Source organism: Marinobacter sp. F4206, from assembly GCF_019392195.1.
In the GTDB taxonomy this organism is placed as follows: Bacteria; Pseudomonadota; Gammaproteobacteria; order Pseudomonadales; family Oleiphilaceae; genus Marinobacter.
In genome coordinates, this window is the sequence record NZ_JAHXKI010000003.1 from 328,004 (window position 1) to 341,940 (window position 13,937).

13 protein-coding genes are annotated in these 13,937 nt (G+C 55.9%); 9 read left to right on the forward strand and 4 right to left on the reverse strand.

The annotated features are described in order from the left end of the window. Nucleotides 1–54: 54 nt before the first annotated feature. From KZO34_RS14760 to KZO34_RS14775, 4 genes are all read right to left on the reverse strand, one after another. Entirely contained in the window at nt 55–462 is a 408-nt protein-coding gene (locus KZO34_RS14760) for a hypothetical protein (protein ID WP_219477609.1), read from the reverse strand. 84 nt (nt 463–546) lie between these two features. Next, the gene (locus tag KZO34_RS14765; RefSeq protein WP_219477848.1) at nt 547–948 is read right to left on the reverse strand and encodes a GFA family protein; all 402 of its coding nucleotides are present in this window, start codon (nt 946–948) and stop codon (nt 547–549) included. A 105-nt stretch (nt 949–1,053) separates the two neighbouring features. Further along, on the reverse strand, nt 1,054–2,448 hold the full coding sequence (locus KZO34_RS14770; protein WP_219477610.1) for an ATP-dependent nuclease: 1,395 nt from the start codon (nt 2,446–2,448) through the stop codon (nt 1,054–1,056). Nucleotides 2,449–2,515: 67 nt separating this feature from the next. Then, on the reverse strand, nt 2,516–3,469 hold the full coding sequence (locus KZO34_RS14775) for a hypothetical protein (RefSeq protein ID WP_219477611.1): 954 nt from the start codon (nt 3,467–3,469) through the stop codon (nt 2,516–2,518). A gap of 346 nt (nt 3,470–3,815) precedes the next feature. Here KZO34_RS14775 and KZO34_RS14780 point away from each other — a divergent pair, with 346 nt between their 5' ends. The 9 genes from KZO34_RS14780 (at nt 3,816) to KZO34_RS14820 (ending at nt 13,875) form a co-directional block, all read left to right on the forward strand. Then, complete coding sequence (locus KZO34_RS14780; protein ID WP_219477612.1) at nt 3,816–5,747, forward strand: type VI secretion system Vgr family protein; 1,932 nt, start codon at nt 3,816–3,818, stop codon at nt 5,745–5,747. Nucleotides 5,748–5,880: 133 nt separating this feature from the next. Next, nucleotides 5,881–6,984: an AI-2E family transporter gene (locus tag KZO34_RS14785; RefSeq protein WP_219477613.1), complete on the forward strand. Its 1,104-nt coding sequence runs from the start codon at nt 5,881–5,883 to the stop codon at nt 6,982–6,984. A 100-nt stretch (nt 6,985–7,084) separates the two neighbouring features. Then, nucleotides 7,085–8,227, forward strand: a complete 1,143-nt coding sequence (locus KZO34_RS14790; protein WP_219477614.1) for a zinc-binding dehydrogenase — start codon at nt 7,085–7,087, stop codon at nt 8,225–8,227. Further along, nucleotides 8,227–9,276, forward strand: coding sequence for a proline racemase family protein (locus KZO34_RS14795; RefSeq protein ID WP_219477615.1), 1,050 nt, complete (start codon nt 8,227–8,229; stop codon nt 9,274–9,276). The genes KZO34_RS14790 and KZO34_RS14795 overlap by 1 nt, the downstream gene beginning before the upstream one ends. Before the next feature lie 113 nt (nt 9,277–9,389). Then, nucleotides 9,390–11,039 (forward strand): AMP-binding protein, encoded by a 1,650-nt coding sequence (locus KZO34_RS14800; protein WP_219477616.1) that lies wholly within the window; start codon nt 9,390–9,392, stop codon nt 11,037–11,039. Further along, the gene (locus KZO34_RS14805; RefSeq protein WP_219477617.1) at nt 11,036–11,470 is read left to right on the forward strand and encodes a PaaI family thioesterase; all 435 of its coding nucleotides are present in this window, start codon (nt 11,036–11,038) and stop codon (nt 11,468–11,470) included. Before KZO34_RS14800 ends, KZO34_RS14805 begins: the two co-directional genes overlap by 4 nt. Further along, nucleotides 11,457–12,281 carry an alpha/beta fold hydrolase gene (locus KZO34_RS14810; RefSeq protein ID WP_219477618.1) on the forward strand — a complete coding sequence of 275 codons (825 nt, stop codon included), beginning with the start codon at nt 11,457–11,459 and terminating at the stop codon, nt 12,279–12,281. The genes KZO34_RS14805 and KZO34_RS14810 overlap by 14 nt, the downstream gene beginning before the upstream one ends. Nucleotides 12,282–12,352: 71 nt before the next feature. Next, entirely contained in the window at nt 12,353–13,156 is an 804-nt protein-coding gene (locus tag KZO34_RS14815) for an ABC transporter ATP-binding protein (protein WP_219477619.1), read from the forward strand. After that, complete coding sequence (locus KZO34_RS14820; protein ID WP_219477620.1) at nt 13,153–13,875, forward strand: ABC transporter ATP-binding protein; 723 nt, start codon at nt 13,153–13,155, stop codon at nt 13,873–13,875. The genes KZO34_RS14815 and KZO34_RS14820 overlap by 4 nt, the downstream gene beginning before the upstream one ends. Nucleotides 13,876–13,937 lie beyond the last annotated feature (62 nt).

Here is a 13,937-nt window from a genome sequence, read left to right on the forward strand (position 1 = left end):
TGAAACGAAGCAGCGCGTCTCACGCGTCCGCCTTCCGTGACTTGTTACACTGCACTAAAACTGCCCCCTAACGATAAAAATCAGAGGCATAGAAAAAAGAAACGTAACCAACAAAGCAGGCTTAACGGCCTTGGCCAACAGCGTTGAGAAACTGGGCTGGGCCGTTAAAACAACGTCTGGCAGTTGGTGTGAGACCCAGACTTCCATCTCCGCGCCAACCACCAATTCTTCGTCAGGGGTATAAGGGGGAGGAGCGATAAAGTGGATAGGCCCCTTCCCTTCAACCCTGATACCCAGTTGAACCAACCTGTCCAAAGCAGCACGATGATTCTGCTCAATCAAAGCCGAGGTTTTTCTCGCCCTGAACAATGGCTTTAGCTGCGAAAAACGCACCAGCATGAGCAGCAAACAGATCGCTGATACCGCTATTGCATAGTAGACGATGAACTCTGTTGTATTCATGAGGTGTAATGCCCTGGCTTTGCGGCGTGCCGGAGCGCCAGCGTAGGCGCGTCCGCCAACAGCCGCTGGCTATGTGATATTAGCTTACTCTGGCAGGCCCTCGAACTCTGGCACGTCACCAATCGCCCCATCCCAAACCGCTCTGCTCGATGTGAAGATGCGCGCAGTTGGCAACACAGAAACTTCAGTGTCCAGACTCCCTGCGGGAACGACGAGCAGATCTGTAAGTTGAGTGCTCGGTAATGCTGAACCACACGCCCTACAAAAGCTTTTGTTGTGGCGAGTACCCAGAAGCGTAAAGGAAGTCACAGCCTCTGCACCCGACAGCCAGGTCAGGTTAGCCGAATGCGAAAATAAATTTGCCGCATGAGCAGATCCCGTATCCTTTTGGCAATACTCACAATGACACAAGTAAAAGCTGTCGAAGTCCCCATGGACCTCAAATCTCACTGTGCCACACAGGCAAGAACCAACATGCCTAGTCATAGGATTCCCTTCTATGGCCTGCAGGTGACGCACACATAACGCCCGGCTCACGCGCCGGTTTGGAGCCGCGAAGCGGCAGAGAACTGGTCGCCGTGCAGCCGATTGTTAACTGAACAGGGTTTCAACGACTTTGTCACCTAAATAGGTCCTCAGTGAATTTTCATCGGTTCCACTTGCTTGGAGTTCGGTCGCTATCAGTTGGCCCACTAACACTTCCCAGGGTTTCGCCGTACCTAGCAATGCAAGAATAACATTTCTGACATCTTTTATTTTTCTGGTTCTTCTTTGATCGAAATTATCTCGGAGGTTGATAAGTGTTTTTGTTGTTTGATGTTCTGGATTTAGATCTACCCATTGACCGATTTTTAAACAGAAATCTTCAGGGTTATATCCATGTTTTAATAAACACTCGTTCGTTAAAAGAATATTCTCTATTGCGTAGCAATTAAGACGTGTTCTACGAACAAACCCAATATCGTTTATGTCTGACTGGCTTGAGTCGTCCAAATCGCGAATCGAAAAAGCTTTTGGATCATCATAGATAGATGGGAGAAATGTGTTTAGCCAGTTCTCCCATTTATTCATTTCGTCTACCGAACCAACAACACAAGGATAATACCGAATCGCGCCCTGACTACTTCTGGCTATTTGCTCAAATACCCTCTTATCATCCTCTCCCTCAACTAAAAGTATTGGTGTCTTATTAAAGTGACTAGAAAGAGGATGCGCACCAAAAACCGGTAAAATTTCATGGCAAACGGGATCATATTTAAAAAATGAAAACTCATTTTGGTTTTTTTCTGTTATAGGAACAATTTGCAAGTCCGCGCCTTCTTTGAAGGCGCCTACAATAGCTGTGCTGTGGGTTGCCAAGACCACTCTAAAATTGAATTCTGTGGCTATCTTCTCTACGAATTCAACAAATTTATGTTGTAGATCAGGATGCAAATGCACATCTGGCTCATCTAACAGCAAAACTTTATTGTCTTGTGTTGATCTTGAAAACACCAAAACTTCGATGCTCAATGCTATAAGCTCTGATTCACCACTCGATATGTTGTTTTCATCTACTGCTTCATCTTGGTCATTAGATATTTCAAACCCTCTATCACTTCTTTTCAGGTTGATGTTAGGAAGCAGCTCATTTATATAATTTATTGTAGTATCAAACGTGTAATTTTCGTCTTTTCTCTTGCTGAGGTCTTTCTCTATTTCTCGAAGTACCATTACCTCAAGATTTCGGAACTGGGCTGTACTTTGTTGACGGAAATTTTCTGTACGATTTTTCCTTCTAGTGTCTCTCAGCCAATTCGGATTGTTTGAGATATTATGTTCAACACCAGGCTCATATTTAAGCGTCCCACCACGCTCAGGAGTTATATATTTCGTACTGAAATTTCCTGATGAGTCAATTTTACGCAGAAGGGTACTTTTACCCGAACCGTTCTTACCTAGAAGCACTGTAAACTTCGCGTTATTAACTAATTCTTGTATTTGCACTTTGTATCCTTACAGTTAACGCCAGAGCGCAACGGCGCACTTTAGTGCGTCCGAGTGGCGCGACTTGTTAAGCATATGATCCATTGATGACCTTCTCGTAGTCGAGAGGAAGTCGCTCAAATATGTTCGGAATGTCGTCAGCAAAAAAGAATCTATTTCTAAAAAACTCAAAGTCATCTTTGGGATTAGCCAAATGCTTTTTTACTTCATTTCTGGCAAATTTTATCCCGAGTTTCTTTACTTTAGCATCCTGCAAAACACGGCTTACTAAAAGCTCTGTTCTTGCCTTCTTAGGCTTGCCGCGACAATACTGCTGAAAATATGCCCTGAATCCTTCCGCAAAAAACCTCCTCGCTCCAAGGAACATAAAGTGTCTGGATTCATCCGAAACGTTCTCATTTATTGAGTCCATGGCCTTGTTCGCGTCGCCAGATTCAAATAGGACTTTATAAAAATTTGAGAACCGCTGTTTCAGCTCTTCAGGATGCAACTCGCACTCCGCCCCGATAACGCCAAAAAACGGAGCTCCATCCATGTGGCTCGCAGTATCGATTAAATAAGCTCCGTTACAGGCACCGACTACCAGTAATAGATTAAAACGCGTCGCACGGTTTAGATTGATGAGTTCGTTCTTAAGCCTATTCCACGGCAAATGGCTACCATCACCCATTTGCAAACCATCCTTGTCGCCATGGCATTCAATGTGGAGCAGCGGAATGGACCGCTCAGATTCAATCCTTAAGCAGAGGCTCCTCAAGCATTCTACAAATTCCTCTGAACTGGTGAGCTGGATAAGTTCAGAGGTGAGAGGCGGATAGATCGAATTAAGGTGCAAGAGCCGATCATCGTAGATCCATTGCCCAGTTTTGGAATCACTTTCTGGCAACGACTCTATTACAGTCACGTGGTTGAATACCGATGATGCTTCCATAAAATCCCAGTAATGCTTAACAGCGTATTCAACGAATGCGTTCGTATAATTCAAATTTTCAAGACGCCCCAGCTTACCTAAAGCTACCAAACAATCAGTAACCTGGAGAGTTTCGAACCGGTTCCCGCCGGAGTTATACGCCCCTTTCTCACCATCTTTGTTTCCTCGCCGAGGGCGTATAACTCAAGGGACTTAAAATCGTAGCCTTCAAAATATCAGAGACTTACAGAAGATTCCCGTCTTTCTCCCGGACTTTTGCGAACGCGTTCGTATAATTCCGGTTAACGCCGTATCCGGAAGCGTAGACGAGCTGTTGGTTCGTTGATTATCCCGAGCGGTGCTGGTACTTTTCCGCTCGGTTTTATTGGGATTCCAGCCAAGGATCGTGCTGGGCGTTCTCGTTATGACATTGCCATACCTTCAAAGGACTGAAGACATGCCCGAGGCAAGCGGATTGCAGTTCACCGTCCGTATTGGTGAACATTCCCCAGATTTATTTGCCCTCGTCAGCTTTGCGCTGACCGAAGGCCTCTCCGAACTCTTTCATGGCCGTTTGCAGTTGGCCAGCACCGACTCGACCGTTCGCGCTCAGGATTTGCTGGAGCAGCCCCTGGACCTGGTGATCTGGCAGGATGGTAACCCCGTTCGCCGGTTCACCGGTGTGGTCAGTGAATTTGCCCGCGGGGATGCGGGCCATCGTCGTACTCACTACGAAGTGGTGTTCCAGCCGCCGCTTTGGCGCATGGAGCTAATGCGCAACAGCCGTATCTTTCAGGCCCGAACCACCGACGCGATTGTCAGAACATTGCTCGCAGAACGGGGTATTGTGAATGCTGTCTTCGACCTCAAGCGCGCACCGGAGAAGCGGGAATACTGCGTTCAGCACCGGGAAAACGATCTGGCGTTTGTTGAGCGCTTGGCGGCGGAAGAGGGCTGGCACTACCGGTATCAGCACGGCAGTGTGGACGGGGGCGAGCAACCGGCGCTGGTCTTCGCAGACCACCACGGCGATGCTCCGAAACTTCAATCATCCCCATACACAGCGATGGCTATTGGTGGCGTACGTCAGCCCGGCGTCTTCCGGTTCGCCAATCAGGAACGGGTCCGGGTGGCCTCCGTTGCCTTGAAGGATTATACGTTCAGGAATCCCGCCTACGCCCTGTTGCACGAACGGGGTGCCACTAACCCTGGCCATCGGGACGACTACCAGCACTTCGACTACCCCGGCCGCTTCAAGGCCGACGCCAGTGCCCGCCCGTATACCGAATCCCGTCTGGATGCCCTGCGGAACGATGCCAGCACCGCGACGGGCGAGAGCAATCGTCCGGACTTCACAGCCGGAGCCCGGTTCGAACTCACCGGCCACCCCCATTCCGATCTGAACAGGGATTGGCTGCTTACGGCGGTCACCCACATGGGTAAACAGCCCCAGGCATTGGAAGAGGCCGCCGGTCCCGCGCCGACCTCCTATCACAACTTCTTCAACGCGGTGCCTGCCGATCATCACTGGCGTCCGCTCTCGTCGAACTGTCCGCTGATGGACGGCCCCCAGATCGCCATGGTGACCGGTCCGGAAGGCGAGGAGATTCACTGCGATGCGCACGGCCGGGTCAAGGTGCGGTTTCCGTGGGATCGCGACAGCGCTAACGACGAGCGCAGCAGCGCCTGGCTGCGGGTGAGTCAGGGTTGGGCCGGTGGTGGATATGGTTTAATGGCACTGCCGAGAATTGGCCACGAAGTGATTGTCTCATTCCTGGATGGCGATCCCGACCAGCCAATAATCACCGGCAGAACATACCATGGGGCCAACACGCCCCCGTACGCCTTGCCGGAACACAAAACCCGCACCACCCTGAAAACCCGGACCCACAAGGGGAAGGGCAGCAATGAACTGCGGTTTGAGGACGAGGCCGACCGGGAGCAGATCTACCTCCACGCCCAGAAGGATCTGGACCTGATTGCCGGGCACAACCGCACCGAAGTCGTTGGCAACGACAGTCACCTTACGGTTGAGCGCAACCGGTTCACTTACGTGCAGGGTAATGCCCATGAAACCGTGGGTGGCGAACGGCGGGAAAAAACGGGCGGTGATCACAGCCTGACAGTCGGGGGCAGTTTTCACGGCATGCAGGGTGCTGGCCAGCTTGTGGAGGCGGGTCGTGAGATTCACCATCGTGCCGGGATGAAGATTGTCATTGAAGCTGGCGCAGAAGTGACTCTCGTGGCCGGAGGCAGCTTTATGAAGGTCGATCCGAGCGGCGTGACGGTCTCGGGACCACTCGTGCGGATGAATTCGGGCGGCGGGCCGGGCCATGGCACCGGGCAGTCTGCACAGTCTCCGGAGCGGCCCCGGGGTATGGAGACGTGACTCGACAGTAACGTCTTTCTGATGCGATCCGGTGTCTGGACGGGTAAAGTGTAGTCACTCAGGTGCCGGGCTGCGGATTGATAAGTGTCTGCCGGTCGGCCGAATCGATACAACCCAGGACAGCTCGCTCATCGTGGACGACCAGCAAACGAATAACGCGCCAGCGGACGGTAGCAAACGGCCTCTCATCTCCTCCGATCTTTCCACCCCGATCTATGGCCTGTTTACCCTCGGTATCCTTTACACGCTGTATGTGGCGCACCAGATTGTCCTGCCCATCATCCTGGCGATTCTGACCAGTCTGTTGCTGTCGCCGATCGTGAAAAAGCTCTACGTTGCCTTCCGCATTCCCCGGATGGTCAGTGCCCTGTTCCTGGTGTTGCTGGTGCTGGCGGGGATTGCCGGGGTGACCTATGCGGTCGCCACGCCGGTGGTAAAGTGGGCCGAAGAGGCGCCCCAGGGGATTTCCCGGTTACTGGTGGGGCAGAGTGAGATCAAGCGGCAGATCAGCAAGGTGACGGAGTCGGCCGAGAAGGTCGAGAAGTCCATGGAGGAGTTGTCCGAGAGTGGCGCCGCCAAACCCACCACCGTGGTCCTGCAAACCGACTCCTGGCGCAGCCAGCTGATGAGCAAGGCACGGAACGGTATCGCCGGGTTTATGCTGGCCATGGCGTTGACCTATTTCCTGCTGGTCGGCGGTGATCGGATTATCAAGAATCTCGTGCGCCAGCTACCAAAAGATCAGCGGAAAACCGTGCTTAGGATTACCCACGATTCCCAGCACGAAATCGCCCAGTATCTCGGCGTTCTGGCCCTGAGCAACACGGCCGTCGGTCTCGCAACGGGGCTGATGTGCTGGGCGGTGGACCTGCCGGACCCTGCCGTGTGGGGCTTGATTGCCGGCCTGGCCCGGTTCATACCCTATCTTGGCGTGATTCTGACCATTTCCCTGCTGGCGGTGGTGTCGGCGATCAGTCTGGACGTGCTCTGGATGATGGCGATTGCGCCGCTGGGCTTCCTGGCACTCACCACCCTGGTTGGCTTTTTCATTGAGCCCTGGGTCCATGGCTTTCGCATGGCCATCAACCCGGTCGTCATCTTTGTTTCGATCTTCTTCTGGGGCTGGCTCTGGGGGCCGGTTGGGGTGCTGCTCGCAGTACCTCTGATGACGGTCATCCAGGTCGTGCTCAAGCAGATCCCCAAGCTTCGACCGGTGTACCGGGTGATTGCCAGATAGGCGCTCAAAGGATACCTGCAACACCCACTGACACCTCTACCGATCTAACCTATCCTGAGTTGATACCCATCACTCAGCAGACAGGGAGGATCGCCCGCCCATGATACCGACCACCATGAAAGCCATGGTTCTCACCGGCCACGGTGGCGTCGACAAACTTGAGTATCAGAATGTGCCGACGCCGAAACCCGGGCCCGGAGAGGTGCTGGTGCAGGTGACGGCGACAGCCAAGAACAACACCGACCGCAAGGCCCGGGAAGGGCTGTACCCGACCAAGAAAGGGGAGATGACGTCGTTCCAGATGGGCGGCAAGCCGACCCTGCTGTTTCCCCGCATTCAGGGTGCCGATATCGCTGGCCGCGTTGTCGCGGTCGGTGACGGTGTGGATGAAGGCCGCATCGGCGAACGGGGGTTGCTGGATTTCAACATTTACGCCAACGACCGCCGCGACATTAACCTGACGCCGGATTACTTTGGCCACGGTGCCGATGGTGGCTACGCCGAGTTCGTCGCGCTGCCTTCCGACCAGTTTCACCACATCCCGAACCCGGAGCTGTCGGACGCCGAATTGGCGTCCATGGGCATGTGTTCCTATCAGACCGCCTACCACATGGTGACGTCCGCCAACCTCAAGGCCGGTGATCGCGTGCTGGTCACGGGCGCCAGTGGCGGTGTCGGTTCCGCACTGATTCAGCTGTGCCGCATTATTGGCGCCATTCCCTATGCCCTGAGCAAACAGGACAAGGCGGATGCCCTTATCAAGCTGGGGGCCGAAGCGGTGCTTGATCGCTCCGACATGGAGACCTTCGTTGACCGGGTCAAGGCGGAAACCGGAGGCCGGCCCATTGACGCGGTGATGGACCTGGTTGGCGGCGAGATGACCGACATCTTTATCGACACCATGATTTTCGACATGAATGCCCGTAGTACCTACCCGCGCCTGAGCATTGCCGGGGCCAGCGGCGGTAACATCAGCGAAATTCTGTGGACCAGGATCTACCTCTACCAGGTACAGATCTTCGGCGTCTCCCACGGCACCCGCGAGGAAGCCGATCAGCTGATGGCCTGGATTCGGGGCGGGCAGCTCAAACCGGTTCTGCACGGCGCGTTCCGGCTTTCGGATCTGCACCACGCCGAGGAGTACTTTGTGAACCGGGGTAGCAACTATCTCGGCAAGATCGTGATTGTTCCCGACGCCCAGTGGGACGATCACGGCAAACCCTGGTCGCTGGAGAACGTTTAATGAAACCGGAATTGACCATTCAGTTGATGGATACCCACGCCGGCGGTGATGTCAGCCGGATTGTCACCGGCGGCATCGATCCGCTCCCGGGCGACACCGTGCGGGCCCAGATGGAATATCTGCGGGACGACGCCGATGGCCTGCGCCGGTTGTTGCTGGAAGAGCCCCACGGCATCCCCGAGATGTCCGTCGATCTGCTGGTGCCGGCCACGGACCCCCGGGCGGCGGCCGGCTACATCATCATGGAGGTGATGGGTTACCCCATCTATTCCGGCTCCAACACCATTTGTACTGCCACCGCCGTGCTGGAAGCGGGTATTGTGCCGAAACAGGAAGGCCGCCAGCAGTTCATGCTGGAGTCCCCGGCCGGGCTGGTCCAGATTGAAGCGCTGGTGCGGGACGGTGTGGTCGAGGCGATTACCTGCGAAGGGCTTCCCAGCTACATTCACACCTACAGGGCGACCATCGACGTGCCGTCCCTGGGCACTGTGACCTACAGTGTGGCCTATAGCGGCGGTTTCTATGCGCTGGTGGATGCCCGGGAGCTGGGCTTCGATCTGACTATCGATGAGGAGCGCAAACTGGCGGAAACGGCCCACGCCATCGTCGAGGCCATCCAGGCCGAGCGAGGGTTTTCCCACTATACCCTGGGTGATGTTGGTCCCCTGCCGTTCCTGCATTTCATGGGCCCGGTGGAGCATGTGGCGGAGGGGTATTACCGTTCCCGGTCAGCCACCTACGTGCACCCCGGCGTGATCTGCCGCAGCACCACCGGAACCGGAACCTCGGCGCGTCTCGCCCTGATGAATTACGAAGGCACCATCAAGCCCGGTGACCGGCTGGAGACCATTTCCCTGCGCCAAACCGGCTTCATTGGCCAGCTCAGCGCGGTTGAGCTGGAAGGTGAGTACCAGGTGGTGAAAAACCACATCACCGGCAAGGGGTACGTCATTGCCCGTTCGGATGTTGTCGTGAACTGTGACGACCCCATGGTGGACTGCGACAGCCTGCACCATATCCTGTCGAGCAGGCCCGTTTTCTCCCCTTAATAAAAGCGGTCGGTTTTCTGCCTTTTTGGTCTAAAGTTTACCTTTACGTAAAGTGAACCCTGTGATAAACCTTGCTCTCGTGGATTCAACGACAACAACAACAGGAGTTGAAAATGAGCCTTCCGGAATACACCTCCGTGTACAACAATTTTGATCCTGCCGCACTGGAAGCGGAGGTCCTGGACGGCCGCCTGGATAGCGGTCTGAACGTATGCCACGAGATCTGTGACAAGTGGGCGAGTGATCCCCAGAAAGTCGCGCTCTACTACGAAAAAGACGATGGTGGTGATGGCACCCTGACCTTCGCCGAACTGAAGGAAGCTTCCGCCCGTTTTGCCAACTACCTGAAATCTAAGGGCATTGGTAAAGGTGACCGGGTTGCCGCCCTCCTGCCGCGTACGCCTGAACTGCTGATTGTTATCGCCGGTACCCTGCGTGCCGGTGCGGTTTACCAGCCCCTGTTTACGGCCTTCGGTTCCGGGGCCATCGAGTACCGGTTTGAGCGCGCCAGCACCAAGCTGGTGGTGACCAATCCGGAAAATTATCCCAAGCTGAACGACGTCAAGGATTGCCCGCCGGTTGTTGCGGTGGATGCCAGCGCCATTGATGCCGAGGTTGCCGATTTCGAGGCCACCCTGGCCAGCCAGTCCAGCGAGTTCGAGCCGGTGATGATCACCGGAGACGACCCGTTCCTGCAGATGTTCACCTCCGGCACCGTCGGCAAGTCCAAGGGCGTTGCCGTTCCTGGCCGGGCGCTGCTGGCGTTCTACGTATACATGAAGTACGCCATCGATCTCCGCGAAGACGACAAATACTGGAACGTGGCCGATCCGGGCTGGGCGTATGGTCTTTACTATGCCGTGGTCGGGCCGCTGCTGATGGGCCACGCCACCCATTTCAATCCCGGTGGTTTCACGCCGGAATCCACCTACGACATGATCCGCAAATACAAGATCACCAACCTGGCGGCGGCGCCGACGGCGTATCGCCTGCTTAAGGCCAACGATCACGTACTGCCCGAAGGTGAAAATCTGGGTCTGAGGGTGGCCAGCAGTGCCGGCGAGCCGCTCAACCCGGAAGTGGTGAACTGGATCAAGAATCGTCACTTCTGCCCGGTCAAGGACCACTACGGTCAGACCGAAACCGGTATGACCTGCTGCAATTTCCATGGCCTTGAGCATCCGGTACGCGAAGGGTCCATGGGCTATGCCTCCCCGGGCCACAAGGTGGTCGCTCTGAACGAGAAGAATGAAGAGGTGGGTGCCGGCGAAGTAGGCCAGCTCGCCGTGGATGTCGCGGCATCGCCACTGTTCCATTTCGATGGCTACACCTGGGGCGAGAAAGACCCGTTCGTGAAGGGCTACTACCTTACCGGTGACATGGTGATCTGCCACGGAGACGGTTGCTTCTCCTTCAGTGGTCGGGATGACGACATTATCACCACCGCAGGCTATCGGGTGGGCCCGGCCGACGTGGAAAGTACTCTGCTGGAGCATGCCGCTGTGGCTGAGTCCGGCGTGGTTGGCAAGCCCGACGAAAAGCGTGGCTCCATCATCAAGGCCTACGTGGTGATCAAGAGCGACCAGGCACCAGGGGATGACCAGGCCCTGAAGGACGAACTCCAGGAGCTGGTACGTCGTCGCCTGTCCACGCACGCCTTCCCGCGTGAGATCGAGTTTGTGGATGAACTGCCGAAGACGCCGAGCGGCAAGATTCAGCGCTTCGTTCTCCGTAACCGTGCGCAGGACGAAAAGGGCGCATGATCATCACGTTTGAAGAGCTGCAGGCGTTTCTCGACGAGCAGTTCCCGCAGGGTGCCGCGTTCGGCACCCTGCAGAAGCTCGGAGACGGCTGGGCGGAAATGAAACTTGAGGTGGACGAGGAGCACCTGAGGCCGGGTGGAACGGTCTCGGGGCCCGCCATGATGGGGCTGGCAGACGTTACCCTCTATGCGGCGCTGCTCAGCAAGATTGGTCTGGTACCGCTGGCGGTAACCACCAACCTCAACATCAACTTCCTGCGCAAGCCGGTGGCCCATAAGCCCATCTGGGCGAGGGCAACGATGCTGAAGGTGGGTCGGACCATGGGCGTCGGTGAAGTCTTCGTCTACTCGGAAGGTGCCGAGGACCCGGTTGCCCATTCCACCATGACGTACTCCATACCTCCCGAACGGCCCCGCCATGCAGACGCGTGACATGATGGTGCCGTTGGGGCAGGGCATGTTCGTGGAGGTTCGTCGAATCCGCCATCAAGGGCAGTGCGAGGGCGGGAAGAAGAGGCCAACATTGGTTTTTCTGCACGAATCCCTTGGCAGTATTGCCCTGTGGCGACGGTTCCCGGAACGCCTGGCAAAGGCCACCGGGTGTGATGCTCTGATCTACAACCGTCTGGGCTACGGCCGTTCCTCCGATGAAACCCTGCCACGTCCCTACGATTACCAGGAAAAGGAAGGCGAGCTCCTGTTGCCGCGCCTGCTGGATGAGCTGGGCATTGAAGAGGTGGTGCTCATCGGCCACAGCGACGGCGGGTCGATCGCCCTGATTGCCGCCGGCGCCCTGGGCGACCGTGCCAAAGCACTGGTCACCATGGCAGCGCACATTTACGCGGACCACCTTACCCTCGACGGAATCCGGGAAATGGCCGTGCGCTATCGGGAAACCGATATTCGCGAAAAGCTGCAGCGCTACCACGGTGATCGCACCGATGATCTCTTCAACGCCTGGCAGACCGTCTGGCTGGATGAAGGCTTCCAGGCCTTCATGGATTTCGGGCGCTGGCTGGCGGCTATCCAATGTCCGTCTATGATAATGCAGGGGCAGGACGACGAATACGGCATGCCTGAGCAGGTAACCGACATCGTTGCAGGCATTGGGGCAAAGGCCGAAGCGGTGTTTTTGCCAGACACCGGGCACTCGCCCCATCTTGAGAAGCCGGAGCAGGTTCTGGATCTGGTCTGCGACTTTTTGCTAAGGGAACTGGCTTTAAATACCGAAAATACCTGTTGACGTTTACGTAGACGTCAATTTAACCTGTAAACTAGTTCAAATGTACAACAATAACAAAGGTAGACTGGCTCATGAGTGAACAGTACGTTCTGGAGACCCGCAACCTTGTCAAAGAGTTCAAGGGGTTTGTCGCGGTCGACGACGTGAATCTGAAGATTCAGAAAGGCCACATCCACGCCCTGATCGGTCCCAACGGGGCAGGCAAGACCACCGTTTTTAACCTGCTCACCAAATTTCTCATTCCGACCCGTGGCCAGATCCTGTTCAACGGCCAGGACATTACCGCGATGAAGTCTGCTGCGATCGCCCGCAAAGGGGTGGTGCGCTCGTTCCAGATTTCGGCGGTATTCCCCCACATGACGGCTCTGGAGAATATCCGGGTGGCCCTGCAAAGCTTCGAGGGTACCTCGTTCAGTTTCTGGAAATCCGGAACCTCGCTGAACAAACTCAACGAGCGTTGCATGGAGCTGCTGGACTCGGTCGGACTGGCCGAATACGCCAACACCGCCACCGTCGAACTGGCCTACGGCCGCAAGCGGGCCCTGGAGCTGGCCACAACCCTGGCCATGGAGCCGGAGCTGTTGCTGCTTGATGAGCCCACCCAGGGCATGGGCGCCGAAGACGTTGACCGTGTTGTGGAGCTGGTGCGCAAGGCTGCCCAGGGCCGCACGGTGTTGATGGTTGAACACAACCTCAGTGTTGTCAGCAAGCTCTGTGACCGGATTACCGTCCTGGCCCAGGGGGCCGTACTTACCGAAGGCGACTACGATACCGTCTCTGCCGATCCGCGTGTTCGCGAGGTCTATATGGGCAGCAGCGACAGCGGTGAACGCGGTTCCCCGAGTCAGGAAAACGAAGCGGAGGCGGCCCAATGAGTCAGCGTCCGGACCGGGAATACGAACAGCTTCGGGTGTCGGGACTGCACGCTTTTTATGGCGAGTCCCACATTCTGCACGGGCTGGATCTGGTGGTTAACCGCGGTGAGCTGGTGACCCTGCTGGGCCGCAACGGCGCTGGCCGCAGTACCACCCTGAAGGCGATCATGAACATGGTAGGTCGCCGCACCGGCTCAATCATGATTAACGGGGAAGAGACGATGTCCTGCGCCCCGCATCATATTGCCAGGTTGGGTGTCGGGTATTGCCCCGAGCATCGGGGCATTTTTTCCGCACTCAGCGTCCAGGAAAACCTCACTCTGCCACCGGTGGTGCGTAGCGGTGGCATGGGCCTGGAAGAGATTTACACCATGTTCCCCAACCTCTATGAGCGTCGCTTCAGCCAGGGCACCAAGCTCTCTGGTGGTGAGCAGCAGATGCTGGCCATGGCCCGCATTCTGCGCACCGGCGCCAACATGCTTCTGCTGGACGAAATCACCGAAGGCCTTGCACCGGTGATCGTCGAGAAGCTGGGCGAGGTTCTGGTCAAGCTGAAGGAGAAAGGCCTGACCATCGTACTGGTGGAACAGAATTTCCACTTCGCAGCGCCCCTGGCCGACCGCCATTACGTGGTTGAGCACGGGCAGATTGTGGAAGAAATCAGTGCCGACGAGTTGAGTGCCAAACAGTCAGTACTGGATCGCTATTTGGGTGTGTGATCCCGGATAGGCAAGAGCGAAAGCAAGAAAAGCAACAATAAACCCGAACCAACGCAACACAG

Excerpts from the sequence above, each read along its gene's own strand:
- KZO34_RS14760 (WP_219477609.1), bottom strand. The coding sequence starts at position 462 with ATGAATACAACAGAGTTCATCGTCTACTATGCAATAGCGGTATCAGCG.
- KZO34_RS14765 (WP_219477848.1), bottom strand. The coding sequence starts at position 948 with ATGACTAGGCATGTTGGTTCTTGCCTGTGTGGCACAGTGAGATTTGAG.
- KZO34_RS14780 (WP_219477612.1), top strand. The coding sequence starts at position 3,816 with ATGCCCGAGGCAAGCGGATTGCAGTTCACCGTCCGTATTGGTGAACAT.
- KZO34_RS14790 (WP_219477614.1), top strand. The coding sequence starts at position 7,085 with ATGATACCGACCACCATGAAAGCCATGGTTCTCACCGGCCACGGTGGC.
- KZO34_RS14795 (WP_219477615.1), top strand. The coding sequence starts at position 8,227 with ATGAAACCGGAATTGACCATTCAGTTGATGGATACCCACGCCGGCGGT.
- KZO34_RS14800 (WP_219477616.1), top strand. The coding sequence starts at position 9,390 with ATGAGCCTTCCGGAATACACCTCCGTGTACAACAATTTTGATCCTGCC.
- KZO34_RS14805 (WP_219477617.1), top strand. The coding sequence starts at position 11,036 with ATGATCATCACGTTTGAAGAGCTGCAGGCGTTTCTCGACGAGCAGTTC.
- KZO34_RS14810 (WP_219477618.1), top strand. The coding sequence starts at position 11,457 with ATGCAGACGCGTGACATGATGGTGCCGTTGGGGCAGGGCATGTTCGTG.
- KZO34_RS14815 (WP_219477619.1), top strand. The coding sequence starts at position 12,353 with ATGAGTGAACAGTACGTTCTGGAGACCCGCAACCTTGTCAAAGAGTTC.
- KZO34_RS14820 (WP_219477620.1), top strand. The coding sequence starts at position 13,153 with ATGAGTCAGCGTCCGGACCGGGAATACGAACAGCTTCGGGTGTCGGGA.